This is a genomic window from Pseudomonas sp. DrBHI1 (assembly GCF_002205115.1).
Classification (GTDB): domain Bacteria; phylum Pseudomonadota; class Gammaproteobacteria; order Pseudomonadales; family Pseudomonadaceae; genus Aquipseudomonas; species Aquipseudomonas mosselii.
Map to the genome: position 1 here is coordinate 8,890 of NZ_NIBE01000034.1, position 18,901 is coordinate 27,790.

The 18,901-nt window shown below is 65.8% G+C and carries 15 protein-coding genes and 1 pseudogene; 8 read left to right on the forward strand and 8 right to left on the reverse strand.

All coding sequences use genetic code 11. The features are described 5' to 3' along the window. Positions 1-80, forward strand: a pseudogene (locus CC207_RS27405) (phosphoesterase); the annotation flags it as partial. A 30-nt stretch (positions 81-110) separates the two neighbouring features. Here CC207_RS27405 and CC207_RS05675 read toward each other — a convergent pair. Beyond that, positions 111-512, reverse strand: a complete 402-nt coding sequence (locus tag CC207_RS05675; protein WP_088851709.1) for an RNA-binding S4 domain-containing protein — start codon at positions 510-512, stop codon at positions 111-113. 109 nt (positions 513-621) lie between these two features. On the opposite strand from CC207_RS05675, the gene CC207_RS05680 reads away from it, so the two are divergent. Both CC207_RS05680 and rimK read left to right on the forward strand, forming a co-directional pair. Continuing rightward, entirely contained in the window at positions 622-1,104 is a 483-nt protein-coding gene (locus tag CC207_RS05680) for an ATP-dependent zinc protease (protein WP_028689207.1), read from the forward strand. Beyond that, on the forward strand, positions 1,101-2,006 hold the full coding sequence (rimK, locus tag CC207_RS05685; protein ID WP_011531656.1) for a 30S ribosomal protein S6--L-glutamate ligase: 906 nt from the start codon (positions 1,101-1,103) through the stop codon (positions 2,004-2,006). Before CC207_RS05680 ends, rimK begins: the two co-directional genes overlap by 4 nt. A 44-nt stretch (positions 2,007-2,050) precedes the next feature. Here rimK and CC207_RS05690 read toward each other — a convergent pair whose 3' ends face one another. Both CC207_RS05690 and ompR read right to left on the reverse strand, forming a co-directional pair. Beyond that, positions 2,051-3,364 (reverse strand): ATP-binding protein, encoded by a 1,314-nt coding sequence (locus CC207_RS05690; RefSeq protein ID WP_028689208.1) that lies wholly within the window; start codon positions 3,362-3,364, stop codon positions 2,051-2,053. A gap of 94 nt (positions 3,365-3,458) precedes the next feature. After that, the gene (gene ompR, locus CC207_RS05695; RefSeq protein ID WP_028689209.1) at positions 3,459-4,199 is read right to left on the reverse strand and encodes a two-component system response regulator OmpR; all 741 of its coding nucleotides are present in this window, start codon (positions 4,197-4,199) and stop codon (positions 3,459-3,461) included. A gap of 229 nt (positions 4,200-4,428) precedes the next feature. Between ompR and CC207_RS05700 the strand changes: the two genes are divergently transcribed. The 5 genes from CC207_RS05700 (at position 4,429) to CC207_RS05720 (ending at position 14,794) form a co-directional block, all read left to right on the forward strand. Beyond that, positions 4,429-6,753, forward strand: a complete 2,325-nt coding sequence (locus CC207_RS05700; protein ID WP_088851710.1) for a Tex family protein — start codon at positions 4,429-4,431, stop codon at positions 6,751-6,753. After that, entirely contained in the window at positions 6,753-7,136 is a 384-nt protein-coding gene (locus tag CC207_RS05705) for a PaaI family thioesterase (RefSeq protein WP_069016501.1), read from the forward strand. The genes CC207_RS05700 and CC207_RS05705 overlap by 1 nt, the downstream gene beginning before the upstream one ends. A gap of 241 nt (positions 7,137-7,377) precedes the next feature. Then, positions 7,378-8,955, forward strand: a complete 1,578-nt coding sequence (gene gshA / locus CC207_RS05710; protein WP_162175249.1) for a glutamate--cysteine ligase — start codon at positions 7,378-7,380, stop codon at positions 8,953-8,955. Then, positions 8,955-9,596 (forward strand): TetR/AcrR family transcriptional regulator, encoded by a 642-nt coding sequence (locus tag CC207_RS05715; RefSeq protein ID WP_028689212.1) that lies wholly within the window; start codon positions 8,955-8,957, stop codon positions 9,594-9,596. The genes gshA and CC207_RS05715 overlap by 1 nt, the downstream gene beginning before the upstream one ends. Before the next feature lie 71 nt (positions 9,597-9,667). Beyond that, positions 9,668-14,794, forward strand: a complete 5,127-nt coding sequence (locus tag CC207_RS05720) for a dermonecrotic toxin domain-containing protein (protein ID WP_088851711.1) — start codon at positions 9,668-9,670, stop codon at positions 14,792-14,794. A gap of 51 nt (positions 14,795-14,845) precedes the next feature. Here CC207_RS05720 and CC207_RS05725 read toward each other — a convergent pair whose 3' ends face one another. Genes CC207_RS05725 through CC207_RS05745 form a run of 5 tightly spaced genes read right to left on the reverse strand, consistent with a single transcriptional unit; the run spans position 14,846 to position 18,886 of the window. After that, entirely contained in the window at positions 14,846-15,061 is a 216-nt protein-coding gene (locus CC207_RS05725; RefSeq protein ID WP_008095172.1) for a molybdopterin-binding protein, read from the reverse strand. Positions 15,062-15,090: 29 nt separating this feature from the next. Further along, positions 15,091-15,903 (reverse strand): aliphatic sulfonates ABC transporter ATP-binding protein, encoded by an 813-nt coding sequence (gene ssuB / locus CC207_RS05730; RefSeq protein WP_028689214.1) that lies wholly within the window; start codon positions 15,901-15,903, stop codon positions 15,091-15,093. After that, positions 15,903-16,700 (reverse strand): aliphatic sulfonate ABC transporter permease SsuC, encoded by a 798-nt coding sequence (gene ssuC / locus CC207_RS05735; protein WP_028689215.1) that lies wholly within the window; start codon positions 16,698-16,700, stop codon positions 15,903-15,905. The genes ssuB and ssuC overlap by 1 nt, the downstream gene beginning before the upstream one ends. Positions 16,701-16,711: 11 nt before the next feature. After that, positions 16,712-17,860: an FMNH2-dependent alkanesulfonate monooxygenase gene (gene ssuD / locus CC207_RS05740; protein ID WP_028689216.1), complete on the reverse strand. Its 1,149-nt coding sequence runs from the start codon at positions 17,858-17,860 to the stop codon at positions 16,712-16,714. Positions 17,861-17,920: 60 nt separating this feature from the next. Further along, a complete protein-coding gene (locus CC207_RS05745) occupies positions 17,921-18,886 on the reverse strand; it encodes a sulfonate ABC transporter substrate-binding protein (RefSeq protein ID WP_028689217.1) in 966 nt (321 codons plus the stop codon). Positions 18,887-18,901 lie beyond the last annotated feature (15 nt).

The following is an 18,901-nucleotide window of genomic DNA, read 5'->3' on the forward strand; positions in this document are numbered from 1 at the left end:
TGCGGTGGACGTCGCCACTGTTCGGTTGGCTCGGCAAGCTGCCGCTGGTCGGACGGATGAGCGTGGTTCGCGCTGCCTGATTGATCACAGGGGCCGCTTTGCGGTCCCTTTCATTCGAAGCTGCCATGCAGTTGATGAATCTGCCGCCGCTGCTTCTTGTTCGGTCGCCCGTCGGTGGTCATGCCCAGGGCGCCGGCCTTGCGCATCTCGGCCGCCTGCTCGCGGCGCTTCACGCTTTCAGCCGTCTCCTCGTAGAGCAGCTGCGCATCCGGCGCCCCGCGCCGCACCAACGACAGCGCCTTGACCACCACGGTGCGCTCGTCGAAACCGGTGCGCAGCACGAACTCGTCGCCCACCCGTGGCTCCTTGCCCGGCTTGCAGCGCTCACCCCGGCAGTGCACCTTGCCGCTTTCGATCGCCGCCTTGGCCAGGGCGCGGGTCTTGTAGAAGCGCGCCGCCCACAGCCATTTGTCCAGGCGTACCTTGTCATCGTCTTCAGGCTTTTGTGCCATGGTTTTTCCTCGAATTCTGTCTTTCACGGAACTGTACTACCGTGACTGACGGATGCAAAAAATCCGTGCCGTCATTACAGTTCATCTCCATATCCCCAGGGCACGCTTCGTGAAGACATTTGACCACCTGACTGTGATCGGCCTGCGCGAGTGGGTCGCCCTGCCCGAGCTGGGTGTCGCCGGCCTGCGCGCCAAGATCGACACCGGCGCCAGCACTTCTAGCCTGCACGCCACCGAGGTCGAACCGTTCGAGCGCGATGGCCAGCCATGGGTGCGCTTCACCGCGCACCTGGGCTCGGTGGTGCAGTTGCGCCACCGGCGTTGCGAGGCGCCACTGGTGACCATGAAGACCATCAAGAGCTCCAACGGCCAGGCCCAGATCCGCTACGTGATCCGTACGGCCCTGGCGCTCGGCGACCGGGTCTGGGAGGTCGAGTTCACCCTGGCCTGCCGCAAGAGCATGCGCTATCGGCTGCTGCTCGGCTCGAAGGCGCTCATCCATGGCCAGTTGGTGGTCAACCCAGGCCTTAAGTACGTCCAGGACAAACCGGCCTTCCCGGCCACCCTTTCCCCTGTCACAGGTGCTGCATGAAGATCGCTGTGCTGTCGCGCAATCCGCGTCTGTATTCCACCCGCCGCCTGGTCGAGGCCGGTACCCAGCGGGGCCACGAAGTGGTGGTGATCGACACGCTCCGGGCCTATATGAACATCGCCAGCCACAAGCCGCAGATCCATTACCGCGGCAAGCCGCTGGAGGGGTTCGATGCGGTGATCCCGCGCATTGGCGCATCGGTCACCTTCTATGGCTGCGCGGTGCTGCGCCAGTTCGAGATGATGGGCGTGTACCCGCTCAACGAGTCGGTGGCCATCGCCCGCTCCCGCGACAAGCTGCGCTCCCTGCAGCTGCTGTCTCGGCGCGGTATCGGCCTACCGATCACCGGTTTCGCCCACTCGCCGGACGACATCCCCGACCTGATCCAGATGGTCAACGGCGCGCCGCTGGTGATCAAGGTGCTCGAAGGCACCCAGGGCATCGGCGTGGTGCTGTGCGAGACCACCAAGGCCGCCGAGTCGGTGATCGAGGCGTTCATGGGCCTGAAGCAGAACATCATGGTCCAGGAATACATCAAGGAGGCCGGGGGCGCCGATATCCGTTGCTTCGTGGTGGGCGACAAGGTGATCGCCTCGATGAAGCGCCAGGCCAAGCCGGGCGAATTTCGCTCAAACCTGCACCGCGGTGGCGTGGCCAGCCTGATCAAGATCACACCCGAAGAGCGCATGACCGCGATTCGCGCGGCGAAGGTCATGGGCCTGAGCGTGGCGGGCGTGGATATCCTGCGTTCCAATCACGGGCCGCTGGTGATGGAGGTGAACTCATCGCCTGGGCTGGAGGGTATCGAGGTGACCACCGGCAAGGACGTGGCCGGGATGATCATCGAGCACCTTGAGAAGAACAGCGGGCCGAATCAGACGCGGACCAAAGGCAAGGGCTGAGAGCGACATGATGTCGCGAAAGGGCCGCACAGCGGCCCCGGAAATCACACGGCGTTACGCGGCAGCAGCAACCCCAACGGCAACCTCACCCGTGCTTCAATGCCACCGCCAGAGCGGTTGCGCAATTCCACATTGCCGCCATGCTGCGCGGCGATACGCTTGACGATCGCCAGCCCAAGGCCGGTGCCCTTGCCGCCCCGCGCCCGGTCGCCACGGATGAACGGGTTGAAGATAGTCTCCAGTTCCGACTCATCGATACCCGCGCCACGGTCCAGCACGCTGAGCACCACATACGGCGCGCTCTGGTCGCCCGACACATAGGCCGCCACCTCGACGCCCTTGCCAGCGTGATGCAGGGCGTTGCCAATCAGGTTGCCCAGCATGCGCTTGAGCGATACCCGACGCAGCGGGAACGGCGGAATCGGCTCCAGGCACAGCCGCACCTGCTCCTTGTGCTGGTTGTAGGGCGCCACCACCTCGTAGATCAGGTCGTTGAGGTCGACCTCCTCCACCGGTTCGTCGCGCCCGTCCCGAATGAACGCCAGGAACTGGTCGAGAATCGCGTCCATGTCCTCGATGTCGCGGACCATGTCCTCGCTGAGGTCGCTGTCGTTGCCTATCAGCGACAGCGAAAGGCGCAGCCGGGTCAGCGGTGTGCGCAGGTCATGGGACACCCCGGCCAGCATCAGCTCGCGCTCACGCCCGGCCTGCTCGACATCCTCGGCCATCTGGTTGAACGCGCGGTACACCTCGGTCATTTCGCTCGGGGTGTCGCTGATCGGCAGGCGCACGCTGCGCCCCTGGCCCAGCTGGCGGGCGGCGAACACCAGGCGCTTGAGCGGCTGGTTGAGCTGACGCACGAAGATCCAGGCCGATGCCGTGGACAACAGGCCGATAGCCAGGAACCAACCGAGCACGTTCCAGATCTTCTGCCCACGCAGCGGGTGCGGATACAGCGGCACCTTGAGCCAGCCCGGGCCCAGGCTGGGGGCATTGACCCACAGCGCGGGCGGCGCGTGGATGCGCAGGCGCACCTCGGTGTCATCGCCCAGTTCGGCCTGCATCTGGCGCTGGTAGATCTCGCTGTAAGGCCAGTGCTGCTCGCCCTCCGGCACGCCGGCGCCGGTCACGCGGATCAGGCCGGCCGCCTCGGCGATCTGGTCACGGTTCTCTTCATCCGCGGCCCAGTAGGCGCGCAGCGTCAGGGCCACGCCGTGGCTGTACTGGCGGTCGACCAGCACGTCTTCGTTCATCAGCAGGTACACGAGCGTCAATGCCTTGGAGAACAACACGACGATCAGCACCAGCCAGAGGGTGCGGGCGAAGAAGCTTTGTGGGAACCAGAGAGGCGTTTTCATCGATCAACTACTGTGCTGAAAAGGCCGGCCGTCACAGACGAAAACAGGGCGACCCGCGTGGGTCGCCCTGCTGCACCCTGACGAGCCGACAGGCTCATTTGCCGGCGTTTCCGTCCGGCACGAAGACGTAGCCCACACCCCATACGGTCTGAATGTAGCGTGGCTTGGACGGGTCGGGCTCGATCATCCGGCGCAGGCGCGAAATCTGCACATCGATGGAGCGCTCCAGGGCGTCCCACTCACGGCCGCGGGCCAGGTTCATCAGCTTGTCGCGGGTCAGCGGCTCGCGGGCATGCATGACCAGGGCCTTGAGCACGGCAAACTCACCGGTGGTGAGCATGTGCGTTTCCTCACCGCGCTTGAGTTCGCGGGTGGCCAGCGACAGCTCGTAGTCGCCGAAGGTGACGGTCTCTTCCTCGCTGCCCGGCGCGCCTGGCACGCTCGGGGACTGGCGGCGCAGCACGGCCTTGACCCGGGCCACCAGTTCGTCGGGGTTGAACGGCTTGGCCAGATAGTCGTCGGCGCCCAGTTCCAGGCCCTTGATGCGGCTGAGCTCATCGCCCTTGGCGGTGAGCATGATAATCGGGATCTGGTTGTTCGACGCGCGCAGGCGCTTGCACGCGGACAGACCGTCCTCGCCCGGCAACATCAGGTCGAGGACCACCAGGTTGAACACTTCACGGGCCAGCAGGCGGTCCATCTGTTCGACGTTGGGCACGGTGCGGACACGGAAGCCCTTGCTGGTGAAGAAACGGTCCAGCAGGCTGCTCAGGCCCGGGTCGTCGTCGACGATGAGAATCTTGTCGCCTTCGGCGGCGTTTGCGGTGCTGGTCATGAATAACTCCTCTGATATCGCCGCGCATTATGGCGTAGCCACTGCAGCGCGTGCCGTGTGCATTGTTAGCAGATTTTTCCCGGCATGCCACTGTCGCCCCGTCGTCGGCTGGCGCCGCGCCATCACCGCAAGCCAGGCGCGATGGGTATAATGCGCGGCTTTCACCCAGCGCCGCCGGGCCAGATCGCCCACCCGCGGCCTTGCATTCACTATTTGTCAGGTGGTTTTCATGGACAGCATCAACAGCCGTATCGCCGAGGAACTGGGCGTGCGCCCACAACAGGTCGAAGCGGCCGTGGGCCTGTTGGACGAAGGATCGACCGTGCCCTTCATCGCCCGTTACCGCAAGGAAGTGACCGGCAGCCTGGATGACACCCAACTGCGCCACCTGGAAGAGCGCCTGCGCTACCTGCGCGAGCTCGACGAGCGCCGCGCCAGCATCCTGGCCAGCATCGAGGAACAGGGCAAGCTGACACCGGAGCTGGCCCGCGATATCAAGCTGGCCGACACCAAGACCCGCCTCGAAGACCTGTACCTGCCGTACAAGCAGAAGCGCCGCACCAAGGGCCAGATCGCCCTGGAAGCGGGCCTGGGCGAGTTGGCCGACGGCCTGTTCAACGACCCTCAGCTGGACCCGGAAAGCGAAGCGGCACGTTTCGTCGACGCCGAAAAAGGCGTGGCCGACGTCAAGGCCGCCCTGGAAGGGGCCAAGTACATCCTCATGGAGCGCTTCGCCGAGGACGCCGCCCTGCTCGACAAGCTGCGCGGTTTCCTCAAGCAGGAAGCGGTGCTGACCGCCCGCGTGGTCGCTGGCAAGGAAGAGGAAGGCGCCAAGTTCCGCGACTACTTCGCCCACGACGAACTGCTGCGCACCGCGCCATCGCACCGTGCCCTGGCGATCTTCCGCGGGCGCAACGAAGGCGTGTTGAGCGCCTCGCTGAAAGTCGGCGAAGAGCTGCCGGGCACCCTGCACCCGTGCGAGCTGATGATTGGCAACCATGTCGGCATCGAAAACCGCAACCGCCCGGCCGACAAATGGCTGGGTGAGGTGGTGCGCTGGACCTGGAAGGTCAAGCTGTACACCCACCTGGAAACCGACCTGTTCGGCGAACTGCGCGACAACGCCGAAGGCGAGGCGATCAACGTCTTCGCCCACAACCTGCACGACCTGCTGCTGGCCGCCCCGGCCGGTCCGCGCGCAACGCTGGGCTTCGACCCGGGCCTGCGCACCGGCTGCAAGATCGCCGTGGTCGATGCCACCGGCAAGCTGCTGGACCACACCACGGTCTACCCGCATGCGCCGAAGAACGACTGGGATCGCACCATTTCCATCATGGCCGCGCTGTGCGCCAAGCACTCGGTCGAGCTGATCGCCATCGGCAACGGTACCGCCAGCCGCGAGAGCGACAAGCTGGTGGCCGAGCTGGTCAAGAAATACCCAGCGTTGAAGATCACCAAGATCATGGTCTCCGAGGCCGGTGCCTCGGTGTACTCGGCTTCCGAACTGGCCGCTCGCGAGTTCCCGGACCTGGACGTGTCGATCCGTGGCGCGGTGTCCATCGCCCGCCGCCTGCAGGACCCGCTGGCCGAGCTCGTGAAGATCGACCCGAAATCCATCGGCGTCGGCCAGTACCAGCACGACGTGTCGCAGGTGAAGCTCGCTCGCGGCCTGGACGCCGTGGTCGAGGACTGCGTGAACGCCGTGGGTGTGGATGTCAACACCGCTTCCGTGGCGCTGCTGACGCGCATCTCCGGCCTCAACGCGACCCTGGCACAGAACATCGTCGCCCACCGCGACGCCAACGGCCCGTTCGCCACCCGCGCCGCGCTGAAGAAAGTCAGCCGCCTGGGCGAGAAGACTTTCGAACAGGCGGCCGGCTTCCTGCGCGTGATGAACGGCGACAACCCGCTGGACGCCTCGGCAGTGCACCCGGAAGCCTACCCGCTGGTGCAGCGCATCGCCGCCGACACCGACCGCGACATTCGCTCGCTGATCGGCGACAGCGGTTTCCTCAAACGCCTGGACCCGAAGAAGTTCACCGACGAGACCTTCGGCCTGCCGACCGTCACCGACATCCTACAGGAGCTCGACAAGCCTGGCCGCGACCCGCGTCCGGAGTTCAAGACCGCCACCTTCCAGGATGGCGTCGAGGACCTCAAGGACCTGGAGCCGGGCATGATCCTCGAAGGCGTGGTGACCAACGTCACCAACTTTGGTGCCTTCGTCGATATCGGCGTGCACCAGGACGGCCTGGTACACATCTCGGCGCTGTCGGAGAAGTTCGTCAAGGACCCGCGTGAAGCAGTCAAGGCCGGTGACGTGGTCAAGGTCAAGGTCATGGAAGTGGACATCCCGCGCAAACGCATCGGCCTGTCCATGCGCATGAGCGACACCCCAGGCGAGAAGGTCGAGGGTAACCGCGGTGGCAACCGTGGCAATGGCGGCAGCCGCCAGCATCAGGCGCCGCGCCAGCGCGAGACCAGCACCGCCGCGCCGGCCAACAACGCCATGGCGTCGCTGTTCGCCAACGCCAAGCAGCTGAAGAAGAAGTGATGGACGTACCGAATGCGTACGTCGAGAGCGCCTTCAGCCAGCTCCTGGGCTGCCGCCTGCAACGCCTGGAAACGGGTGTTGCAGAGGTGGCCCTGGCGCTTGAGCCGCACCTGCGCAACCGTGGCCAGAAGCTGCACGGCGGGGCGATCTTCAGCCTGGTGGACATCGCCATGGGCCTGGCCTGCTCGGCCAGCCATGGCTTCGATCAGCAGAGCGTGACCATCGAGTGCAAAATCAACTACATGCGCGCCGTCAGCGAAGGCGAGGTGCTGTGCACCGCCCGGGTGCTGCACGCCGGTCGGCGCACGCTGGTGGTCGACGCCGACGTGCTTCAGGACGACAAGCTGGTGGCCAAGGCCCAGGGAACCTTCGCGGTTCTCTAGCTGACAGGCCCCCATCTGCGGTATTTTCGGCGTAATGCTGTACACCTGATCGCAGGGCAAGCCCGCTCCCACGCACGCTCACAGGCTCCGTGGGAGCGGGCTTGCCCCGCGATCAGGCGCATACAGGCCAGCGCCGGAACCGCGTAAACCAGGCGACAACGCCAGTTCCTTTCCCAACTACCCTTGTAGACCGTCATCCCTACCCCCATATTGGGGCGACTGACGCGTGAAGGAATCCATCTTGAGCGACCTCCTCAACCGCCGCCTGAGCCTGCTCGGCGACAATATCGACCTGCTCAAGCAGTGCCTGCACGGCATTGAGCGCGAATGCCTGCGCGTGACCAACGACGGTCGCCTGGCCCAGACCCCGCACCCCGAGGCCCTGGGTTCGGCGCTGACCAACGAGCAGATCACTACCGACTATTCCGAGTCGCTGCTGGAATTCATCACCCCGGCCCTGGCGGACCCTGCCAAGGTGCTCGAGAGCCTCGACCAGATCCACCGCTTCGTCTACACCAAGCTGGGCGACGAATACCTGTGGAGCCCGTCAATGCCCTGCACGCTGCCGGCCGAGGAAGACATCCCGATCGCCGAATACGGCAGCTCGAACATCGGCAAGCTCAAGCACGTCTATCGCAAGGGCCTGGCCCTGCGTTACGGCCGCACCATGCAGTGCATCGCCGGCATCCACTACAACTTCTCCCTGCCCGAGGCGCTGTGGCCGTTGCTGCGCGATGCCGAAGGCGGCGAGCAGGACGACCGCGACTACCAGTCCTCGGCCTATATCGCACTGATCCGCAACTTCCGCCGCTACAGCTGGCTATTGATGTATCTGTTCGGCGCCTCCCCGGCCCTGGACAAAGGCTTCCTGCGTGGCCGCCCGCACCAGCTCGAAGAGCTGGATGCCGAGACCCTCTACCTGCCCTACGCCACCAGCCTGCGCATGAGCGACCTGGGCTACCAGAGCAACGCCCAGGCGGGCCTGACGCCCTGCTACAACAACCTGGCCAGCTACACCGACAGCCTGCGCAAGGCCGTCGGCACGCCCTACCCGCCCTACGTCGAGGTCGGCACCCACAAGGATGGCGAGTGGGTACAGCTGAACACCAACATCCTGCAGATCGAGAACGAGTACTACTCGAACATCCGCCCCAAGCGCGTCACCTATACCGGCGAGCGGCCAATCCAGGCCCTGACCTCCCGTGGCGTGCAGTACGTGGAAGTACGCTGCCTGGACATCAACCCATTCCTGCCGGTGGGTATCGACCTGACCGAAGCGCGCTTCCTCGACGCCTTCCTGCTGTTCTGCGCCCTGGAAGAAAGCCCGCAGCTGGACAACGGCGAGTGCGGCCAGTGCACCGACAACTTCCTCACCGTGGTCAAGGAGGGCCGGCGCCCTGGCCTTGAGCTACGCCGTGACGGCCAGCCGGTCGCGCTGAAGACATGGGCGAGCGAACTGATCGAACGCATCGGCCAGCTGGCCGGGCTGCTTGACCGCGCCCAGGGCGGCAACGCACACGCCAAGGCCCTGGAAGCGCAGCAGGCCAAGGTCGACGACCCCGAGCTGACGCCTTCGGCCCAGGTGCTGGCGCGCATGACCGAACACGACGAGAGCTTCGTCAAGTTCTCCCTGCGCCAAAGCCGCCTGCACGCCGAGAGCTTCCGCGAGCAGCCGCTGCCCGCCGAGCGCCAGCAGGCCTTCGAAACCCTCGCCCGTGAATCCCTGGCCGAGCAGTCGCGCCTGGAGCAGCAGGAAGTGGGTGATTTCGACCTGTTCGTCGGGGCCTACCAGGCCAGCATCCTGGCGATCAGCAACTGATGACCCGACCCGCCTCCCCGCGCAAGCCACGCGCCAGCAGCCAGGCCAGGATCGAAACGATCCAGGCCGCGGCCCGCGAGCTGCTGGCCGAGCACGGGGTGGCAGGCCTGTCGATCTACAGCGTGGCCGAGCGGGCGCAGATTCCGCCGTCGTCGGTGTATCACTTCTTCGCCAGTGTGCCGGCCTTGCTGGAGGCGCTGACCGCCGACGTGCACCGGGCTTTTCGCGAGGCCCTGAGCGCGCCCATCGACAGCGCAGCGTTCAGTACCTGGCCGCAACTGTCGCGGCTGATCGAGCAGCGCATGCTCGACATCTACCACGAGGACGCCGCCGCCCGGCAGCTGATCCTCGCCCAGCACGGGTTGAGCGAAGTGGTCCAGGCCGACCGTCAGCATGACCTGGAACTGGGCAAACTGATGCACACGCTGTTCGACCAGCATTTCCAACTCCCGCCGATGCCCACCGAGGTGGACGTGTTCGCCTTGGCCATGGAGCTCAGCGACCGTGTCTATGCCCGCTCGATGCAGTTGCACGAGCAAATCACCGCGCGCATGGCCGAGGAAGGCATGCGGGTGTTCGAGGCGTACCTGGGGCTGTACTTGCCGCCGTTCTTGGCAAAACGCCACAGCAGCAACATGTAACGCAGACCATCCGAGGTCGGACGTTGAAATGAGCGCCTCTATCAGCACTCAGGCCAACGTGGACCACGACCATGACGCAAGCCACTGCTTTCCTTCATACCAACCCAGGCGAATTCGCCGAGTCCGTTACGCCGCCCAGCACCTGGATCGCCGCCGGGCGAGGTAACGCCCTGACCGAGGCGGATCAACGCCGACGCCAGGCCGCCAAGGCATTGCAGAGCCTGTTCGAGCAAGCCCCTTCGACAGGTGCACAGTCGCTCCAGCAGCATTGGGACAGCCGCATGCCCGGCCAGTCGATCGCGCGCCGGGCGTTCGCGCAGCGGCAACTGCGCGTGCATTTCCAGAGCGCGCTCGAGCTCAACCACGGCCTCGATCGCCTCCAGGCCAAGGCACTGGAGCAGTGCCAACTGAGTGACAGCACCCAGTACGCCCAACTGCACTGGCAGCAGCCGGGTCCACCGATCGGCGCCTGCCCAGGGGCCTTGCTGATCCGCCCGACGGCGCCAGGCAACCCCTGGGTTCTCTACCGCCCCGATGCCAACAACCCCATTCGCGCCTTCCAGGACGAAGCGTCGCTCAAGCAATGGGCGCACGAGCACCGCCAGCGCCTGTGGCGCAACCCACCCGTGGCACTGATGGACGACAGCGGCAGCATCGAGGTGATCGCCGGGTCCGCAGACGGCTTTACCGATCTGCTGGACAGCCTGTTGGCCGTTCAGGCACACCCGCTTGAGTTCAAGGCGGAACTCCCGGTGGCATTGAGCCAGGACCTGACGCAACGGGTCAGCGACGACGACGCCCTGGCGCTCGAAGAGGTTCATTTCGACGTGCTGGACGAACGCTTGCCGCTCGGCTGGCGCAAGCAGCGAATCGACCGTCAGGAACAGTTGCTGGCCTCCTACCTGGGGGGCGACACCGAGCCCAAGTCCCCACGCATGGCGACCTTGCGCACGCACCAGGCCAAGCTGGACGAACTGGACAACGCCCTGCAAAAACTGCTGGCCAAGCTCCCAGAGACACAGACGGAACAAACCTGGGGCGAGGCCAACCGCTTCGAGCACCTCAGCCAGCACTTCGCCAACCTCTTATTGCAGGAAGCCGAGTTTCAGCACACGCTGGGCGAGCTTGGCACGCCGCACCTGGCGTGGGTTCACGCATTGCTGGAGCGGCCTGAACCCAGCCTGCAGCGCCCCATCGTGCCAGGCGCCTTGAAGCTGGTGGTGGGCGACCGTACATGGCACCTGACCGGCTACCTCACCCTCAGGGCCCGCGCCGAAGACAACGCAAGCGAGCCCGACACCTCGGTGCTGCTCTACAAGCCGGGCCACGAGGGCGGCCTGATGCGCTTCGAGGATGAGGCGCAACTGTTCCGCCAACTGCTGAACACCGCCCAAGGCGCCTGGCCTGAAACGCTGCTGGAAAGCGCCTGGCCGCAAGACACCAACGCGTTGGTCCAGCGTTTGGACGACCCCGACCTGACGCCGAAGCTGGTCAACCCACCCATCACCAACCATGCCTTCGACTACCTGGTGCAAACCCACCTGGTCCTGCTCACCCAGGCCGATACCACCACGCAATTGCAATTGCGCTGGAAGCTCGGTGCCAGCCGCAATACCGCCAGGACGCAAGCGTTCGAACGGCTCGCCGAACGCAACCGCACCGCCCACCTGAACGCACGCCTGCAAACCCTGAAGCACCTCGATGCCCCCCAACGCGCCGCGCTGGCGGCAGCGTTGGACGCCCTGCGCACCGCCATGCGCGCCTCCAGTGCGCTGCTGGCCAAGGACCTGCCCGAGCGCGAGCGGTTCGCGCATGACCGACTGTACGCCCACCTGCGCACGACCTGCGCACTCACCATCGTCCCCAAGATCACCCTGAACATCGCCGATCGCACGGGCATACAGCGTGTGCCGCTGCCCGAATCCGGCTTCAGCAACGCCTACAAGGAAGTCGTCACCTTCAGCGCCGAGCGCAGCGACGTCGCGCTGGAGCGCTTCCTGCTCTGGGCACTGGATGAAGACCTGCGCCGGCGCCTGTGCAACGCCAGGATCGTGTTCGCCCCCCCTGCCCTCGCCCCCACTCTGCAAGCGCTGACCCACACCGACATCGCCGACCTGGTGAAGACCCTGGACCTGGCCGGCGCCTACGAAAAGCAGATACTCCGCGCCTTCAAGGGTGACCAGCAGCAGTCTGACTGGGAAGCGCAGTGGCGTCAGGAAACCCTGCGCGCACCGTTCGAGCACCAATTGCAGATCCTGGCCCTCAGCCAGCCTGCGGCCCTCGATGAAGAAGGCGCAGACATGTTCCAGCGCTTCTGCCGGGAACAGCTCGACGCTACCGTGACCAAAACGGTCAGCCACCTGGGCTTGGACCTGCGGCCAGGCGTTGCGGCCGACGGCAGCGCCCGCAACGTGCCGCTGGCCGGTCTGTTCCTCCTCGAAGCGGCCAGTGGGCCCGTGCTGTTGCTGATGCCGGATGCCCCGAACGGCAGGGTCGTCAGCCAGCACGCCAGCCGTGAGGCTGCGTGCCTGGCCCTGGAAGAGCTGGCCATCGATGATGCCATGCGCACCTTCCTCGCCAGCCGCCCCCTCGACGGGGACAGCCAAACCCACCTGTCCTACATCAACCAGGCCCTGCTCAAGTCGTTCTCCGGGTTCATCGCGGCGGGCACCGTGCGCTCCGAACCCATCGCCGAGGTGCAGGCCAGCCTGTTGATGGGCCGCCTGATCATGGAGCATCGCGCCTCATCCCGCAGCCAAACGGACCTGTTCCTGGAAAACGCAGCCATTAGCCACGGGCGAGTCTACGACTACATCAAGCTGGCCCTGGGCTTCCTGCCTGGGGTCGGTGCGCTGGTGGCCCTGTACGACGGCTGGCACGCCGCCAATGCCAGCGTGGAGGCGTTCCTGCGAGGTGACCCTGGCGAGGGTGTCGAACACCTGAACAGCGTGTTCCAGTCACTGATCGATGCCGTTTTCGACCTCACGCCCACCGTCCTGGCCAGCAACCCCCAGGTCCTGGCACGCACGCGCAGTCGCCAGCAGCTTGCCGGCCTGCGCGCCACGACCGTGACCCGCCAAGGGCGCCCCCAGCCCTTCCAGGGATACGCCAGCGAAGCCCCTGTCGGGCGCTGGACAACTCACCCTGATGCCCACGGCCGAGGCGTGTACCGGCATGTCGAGAGCGGGTACGACTATATCCTGCACCAAGGTGCGCATTACCCCGTGGAATGGGACACCACCTACCTGACCTGGCGTCTCAAGGGCAGCGCATCGCGGACCTACAAACAGCCCGTGCGGCTCGACGAGCTGGGGGGCTGGCAGCCTCATGGGGGCTTGAGCGGGCGCCTGGTGGACGGCGGCCTGGCCGGTGGCGGCGCCTTCCTCGGCCGCCTCTACCAGCAGGGTTGGGAGAATTTGCGTGGCTACCTTGGGCGCCAGCCTGCGCTGCGTTCGCCGCAACAAGTGGCGCTGGATATCGACCAAGGGCGCCTCACTCAGCAGGCCAAGGTAACCGCCAGCCTGGACAAGCTGAAACGCGCCATCGCCGATCACACGGCCAGCTCGGCGGCGCCCATCACCCAATCCAGGGCAGTCCTCCAAGCCCAGCACGCCTATACGGAGCAGTTGCAAACCTTCGTCATCTTCCACGAGCAAAGCCTGGCGCGCCTGCGCAGCAGCCGGGCCCTGTGGGGCCAGATGCCGAGGCAATTCCGCGACGGCCTGGCGTTCAACCTGGTGCACCAGCACCCCAGCCTGATTCGCCAATACCAGTTCCAGATGCAAGGACATTTCGATGAGGTCAGGCGACTGCAGCATGCGCTGGACAGCGACCCCACCGACCCGCTTGCGCAGTTGAAGGCGCTACGCGCCGAGCAAGGCCGCATGGCGCACTCGCTGGAAAAGCTGGAAACAGAGTTCCGCCGCGCAGCCACCCTCAGGAACACCGTCCAGGGCCCACAGCTCACCACCTACCAGTTGGAACTCGACAAGCTGGGCATGCCGCTGGACCCGAACGGCTACCGGGTCGTGCGCCTTTCGATCCAGGCGGCCAATGTGATCAGGTTGCCAGCAACGGCCGGCTACGACTTCTTGCTCGCGTTGCGCCAGATAAACCGGGAGCTCAGCCATCTGCGCAACATGCTGTTCAGCCATCAGGACATGACCTCCGCCGGGCTGAGTCGGGCGCAGGAGCACCGTTTCCTACAACAGGTGAAAGCACGCTATCAGCGCTTCGACAACCAGATGACCAGTTGGCAGGACACCTTCCCCGACTTCGTCACTGCGCAGAGCACCCAAGCGATGCGCGCGGAGTTGACCACGTTGATGGCCGAGGTCGACGCCGCCCTCTCTGCATCGGCACCGGTCAGGACGCCTGCTCGCATCAACCGAGGCGCGAGCAGGCCCCGCCTGTTCGAAACCGTCGACCAGCAACTGCTGATTGGCCGCGAGGTCACCATCGACGGGCAACCGCGGATGCAGATCGGCAACCAGCTGGCTCCGGAGTCACAGACCACCTTCTCGCGCACACCCGAAAACCGCTGGCAATCGCCCCGAGCCACACCACCGGTGCCGACGGCGAGCCTGCAGTCCCTGATGGCGACGGCCAGGACACGCCTGGGCAATGTCGCCAACCAGCAGGCCAAGCTGCGCCGATACAAAAACCTGAACATGGCACCGGCCAGCCTGCAGGATCTGGCAGACGGCTATGCCACCACGCTCAAGGACCTGGCCCAGGACATCCTGCGCAAGGGCGGCGACACCCTGAGCGAGGCGCAACGCGCCGTGGCGCGCAACCTCGAGCAAGCGGCCACGGGCCTACAAACGCTGGGCAAGCAACTGCGTATCGAGCAGACGAAAGCCACGCCGCAGCCGCTAGCCGGCCACTTGGAGTACCTGCACGCGCAAGAGGAGGTGGATATCAAGTGGTCCCGCCAGCTCGAGCCGGCGAAGAACAAACAGGGGCAGGCGATCGAATACCTGGAGGAATACCGCATCGATGACGCACGCACCGGCGAGCCGCTCTGGTACGCCCACTTCCACTTCAAGAAACGGCCCGGCAACGGCTTCGCCCGTCTGGAGGCCGGACACTTGAAGTTGGCCAGCGAGCGCAACCAGCGGGCCAACGCGTGGCGAGGCCCCCTCAACGAAAGCCAGGCCAGCGCGTTATTCGGCGGGTTGAGATCGACCGAGGGTTGAACCGCTACTGCGGGGCAAGCCTGCGATGGGCCGCACGGCGCCCTGCAGCCATCACAGCTTGGCGATGGACACTTCGGTGGATTTCACGAACGCGATCACTTCACTGCCCACCTGCAGCTCCAGCTCCTTCACGGAGCGGGTGGTGATCACCGAAGTGACGATACCGGAGGCGGTCTGCACGTCGATTTCCGACAGTACCGGGCCTTCGAGGATTTCCTTCACGGTGCCTTTGAATTGGTTGCGAACGTTGATGGCTTTGATGGTCATGGCGTCATTCCTTTTGGGGCTTCGAGGATTCAGTGGGCCCAACGCAACTGCGTGGGCAAGGGGGCTACAGGTTCCGGATCGGGCGGGGTGCCCGGGACGGACAGAACACGGTTGAGCACTTCGCTTTCCAGCGCCGCCAGGCGGTGCGAACCCCGCACCCGTGGCCGGGGCAGGTCGACGACCAGGTCCAGGCCGACGGCGCCGTCTTCGATCAGGATCACACGGTCGGCCACGGCGACGGCTTCGCTGACGTCGTGGGTGACCAGCAACACGGTGAAACCGTGCTGGCGCCACAGGCGCTCGATCAATTGCTGCATTTCAATGCGGGTCAGGGCATCCAGCGCACCCAATGGCTCGTCCAGCAGCAGCAGGCGCGGCTGGTGAATGAGCGCCCGGGCCAGGGCCACCCGCTGTTTCTGGCCGCCGGACAACGCCGCCGGCCAGTCGTTGGCGCGATCGACCAGGCCGACCGCCTCCAGTGCCTCCAGGGCACGGGGCCGCCAGTTGCCGGACAAGCCCAGGCCCACGTTGTCGATCACCTTCTTCCAGGGCAGCAGACGCGCGTCCTGGAACATCAGGCGGGTATCCTCGCGGGCCTCGGCCAGCGGTGCGGCCCCCGCCAGCAGTTGGCCGGCGCTGGGTTGGTCGAGCCCGGCCAGCAGGCGCAGCAAGGTGCTCTTGCCGCAGCCACTGCGACCGACGATGGCGACGAACTGGCCGGCCGGAATGTGCAGGTCGATGCCGCGCAGCACTTCACGCTGGCCAAAGGTGCGACGCAGATCGCGGGCCGCCAGGGGGATGCCACGCAGCAGGCGTGGCGGCTGTTCCTTGAGCACGGTCATCATGCGCCCTCCTTCTTCGCCACCTGGTACGCCGGGTGCCAGCGCAGCCATACCCGCTCCAGGCCCCGGGCAGCCAGGTCGGCCAGCTTGCCGAGCACCGCGTACAGGACGATGGCCAGCACCACCACATCGGTCTGCAGGAACTCGCGGGCGTTCATCGCCAGGTAGCCGATGCCGGCGTTGGCCGAGATGGTCTCGGCGACGATCAGCGTCAGCCACATGAAGCCCAGGGCGAAGCGCACGCCGACCAGGATCGAGGGCAGCGCCCCCGGCAGGATCACCTGGCGGAACAGCGCGAAGCCCGACAGCCCGTAGCTGCGCGCCATCTCCACCAGTGCCGGATCGACGTTGCGGATCCCGTGGTAGGTGTTCAGGTAGATAGGGAACAACGTCCCCAGCGCCACCAGGAAGATCTTTGCCGACTCGTCGATGCCGAACCACAGGATCACCAGCGGGATCAGCGCCAGGTGCGGCACGTTGCGGATCATCTGCACCGAGCTGTCGAGCAGACGCTCGCCCCAGTTCGACAGGCCGGTGATGAAGCCCAGCAACAGGCCGATGCTGCCGCCGATCACGAAGCCCAGGCCGGCACGCCAGCCGCTGATGGCCAGGTGGGTCCAGATCTGGCCGCTACGCACCAGCTCGACACCGGCACTGACCACCGCGCTCGGCGCCGGCAGGATGCGGGTCGACAGCCAGCCCGCGCTGACCGCCAGTTGCCATATCGCCAGCAGCAGGATCGGCAGGGCCCAGGGCGCCAGGCGCTTGGACCAGGTGGTGGTGGATGCACGACTCATGACCCCGGTCCTCAGCTCTGCGACACGGACTTGGGCAGGATGTCGTTGGCGACCATTTCACCGAACGGGCTCACGTAGCCACCGGTCTTCGGCTGCTCCGGGCGCTGCACGTCAAGGTGCGGGAACAGCAGCTCGGCGACTCGGTACGACTCCTCCAGGTGTGGATAACCGGAGAAGATGAACGTGTCGATGCCAAGATCGGCGTATTCCTTGACCCGCGCCGCAACGGTCGGGCCATCACCCACCAGCGCGGTGCCGGCACCGCCACGCACCAGGCCGACACCGGCCCACAGGTTCGGCGCCACTTCCAGCTTGTCGCGCTTGCCGCCGTGCAGCGCGGCCATGCGCTGCTGACCGACCGAGTCGAAGCGCGCCAGCGATGCCTGGGCGCGGGCGATGGTGTCGTCGTCCAGGTGCGAGATCAGCCTGTCGGCGGCGGTCCAGGCCTCTTCATTGGTTTCCCGCACGATCACGTGCAAGCGGATGCCGAAGCGCACTTCACGGCCTTGGGCCGCGGCCTTCTCGCGCACCTGAGCGATTTTCTCGGCGACGGCCGCCGGCGGCTCGCCCCAGGTCAGGTACAGCTCGACCTGCTCGGCGGCCAGGTCCTGGGCGGCCTCGGAGGAACCACCGAAGTACAGCGGCGGACGCGGTTGCTGGATCGGCGGGTAAAGCAGCTTGGCGCCCTTCACCTGGATGTGCTTGCCGTCGTAGTCGACCGTTTCGCCTTCAAGCACCTTGCGCCAGATGCGGGTGAATTCCACCGACGCCTCGTAGCGTTCCTGGTGGTTCAGGTGCAGGCCATCGCCGGCCAGTTCGTCCGGATCACCGCCGGTCACCAGATTGAACAGCGCACGGCCGTTGGACAGACGATCCAGGGTGGCGGCCTGACGCGCGGCCACGGTCGGCGAAATGATCCCCGGGCGCAGGGCCACCAGGAACTTCAGGCGCTCTGTCAGCGGAATCAGCGACGCCGCCACCAGCCAGGAGTCCTCGCAGGAACGTCCGGTGGGGATCAGCACGCCGCCGAAGCCAAGGCGGTCGGCAGCCTGGGCGATCTGGCTCAGGTAGCCGTGATCGACGGCGCGGGCGCCCTCGCTGGTGCCCAGGTACTTGCCGTCACCGTGGGTGGGAAGGAACCAAAAGATGTTAAGGCTCATTGGAGTTGTCTCCTCAAGGGTGGCTCATGCCGGGGCGGCGCCCCGGCGCAGGCGAATCGTTCAAGGCGCGCTGGCGACCTTGGCCGGGGGTGTCCAGATCACGTCCTTGATGCTCAAGGGCTTGGGAATCAGCTTCAGGGCCTGGAAGGTGTCGGCGATCTTCTGCTGCGCGGCGATCACTTCCGGGGTCAGCGGCGCGGCGCCGTAGCCCTGGCGTTTCACCGAGGTCAGGGTGATGTCGGCGGGCAGGCCGAGCAGCGGCGCGACCTGGTCGGTGACCTGCTGTGGGTTGGCCTGGGACCATTCGCCCACGGCACGCACCTCCTCGACCAGGGTGTTGATCACCGCCGGGTGCTGGGTGGCATAGCTGCGGGTGGCCAGGTAGAACTGGTGGTTGTCGACCAGGTCCTTGCCGTCACGCAGGGTGCGTGCCTGCAGTTGCTGCTCGGCGGCGGCCTGGTACGGGTCCCAGATCACCCAGGCGTCGACGCTGCCGCGCTCGAAGGCGGCGCGGGCATCGGCCGGTGGCAGGTAGACGGGCTGGATATCGGTGTACTTGAGGCCGGCGTCTTCCAGGGCGCGCACCAGCAGGTAGTGCACGTTGGAGCCCTTGTTGAGGGCGACTTTCTTGCCCTTGAGTTCCTTCACCGACTGGATCGTCGATCCCTTCGGCACCAGGATCGCCTCGCTGTGCGGGGCTGGCGGCTCATAGGCGACGTACAGCAGGTCGGCACCCGCGGCCTGGGCGAACACTGGCGGTGTTTCGCCGGTCACGCCGAAGTCGATGGAACCGACGTTGAGACCTTCGAGCAGTTGCGGGCCGCCGGGGAACTCGGTCCACTGCACGTCAATGCCCTGTTCCTTCAGGCGCTTTTCCAGCGAGCCCTTGGCCTTGAGCAGCACCAGGGTGCCGTACTTCTGGTAACCGATGCGCAGGCTTTCGGCCTGGGCTTGAGTGATGGCGCCGAAGGACACAGCCGCCGCAAACAGGGCGACCAGACCGCGACGCAAGAAGATTGTGCGCATGGCGCTCTCCTGTGC

What these genes read in the sequence shown, in the direction of transcription:
- CC207_RS05675 (WP_088851709.1), bottom strand. Translation starts at nt 512, where the DNA reads ATGGCACAAAAGCCTGAAGACGATGACAAGGTACGCCTGGACAAATGG.
- rimK (WP_011531656.1), top strand. Translation starts at nt 1,101, where the DNA reads ATGAAGATCGCTGTGCTGTCGCGCAATCCGCGTCTGTATTCCACCCGC.
- CC207_RS05690 (WP_028689208.1), bottom strand. Translation starts at nt 3,364, where the DNA reads ATGAAAACGCCTCTCTGGTTCCCACAAAGCTTCTTCGCCCGCACCCTC.
- ompR (WP_028689209.1), bottom strand. Translation starts at nt 4,199, where the DNA reads ATGACCAGCACCGCAAACGCCGCCGAAGGCGACAAGATTCTCATCGTC.
- CC207_RS05700 (WP_088851710.1), top strand. Translation starts at nt 4,429, where the DNA reads ATGGACAGCATCAACAGCCGTATCGCCGAGGAACTGGGCGTGCGCCCA.
- CC207_RS05705 (WP_069016501.1), top strand. Translation starts at nt 6,753, where the DNA reads ATGGACGTACCGAATGCGTACGTCGAGAGCGCCTTCAGCCAGCTCCTG.
- CC207_RS05715 (WP_028689212.1), top strand. Translation starts at nt 8,955, where the DNA reads ATGACCCGACCCGCCTCCCCGCGCAAGCCACGCGCCAGCAGCCAGGCC.
- CC207_RS05720 (WP_088851711.1), top strand. Translation starts at nt 9,668, where the DNA reads ATGACGCAAGCCACTGCTTTCCTTCATACCAACCCAGGCGAATTCGCC.
- CC207_RS05725 (WP_008095172.1), bottom strand. Translation starts at nt 15,061, where the DNA reads ATGACCATCAAAGCCATCAACGTTCGCAACCAATTCAAAGGCACCGTG.
- ssuB (WP_028689214.1), bottom strand. Translation starts at nt 15,903, where the DNA reads ATGACCGTGCTCAAGGAACAGCCGCCACGCCTGCTGCGTGGCATCCCC.
- ssuC (WP_028689215.1), bottom strand. Translation starts at nt 16,700, where the DNA reads ATGAGTCGTGCATCCACCACCACCTGGTCCAAGCGCCTGGCGCCCTGG.
- ssuD (WP_028689216.1), bottom strand. Translation starts at nt 17,860, where the DNA reads ATGAGCCTTAACATCTTTTGGTTCCTTCCCACCCACGGTGACGGCAAG.
- CC207_RS05745 (WP_028689217.1), bottom strand. Translation starts at nt 18,886, where the DNA reads ATGCGCACAATCTTCTTGCGTCGCGGTCTGGTCGCCCTGTTTGCGGCG.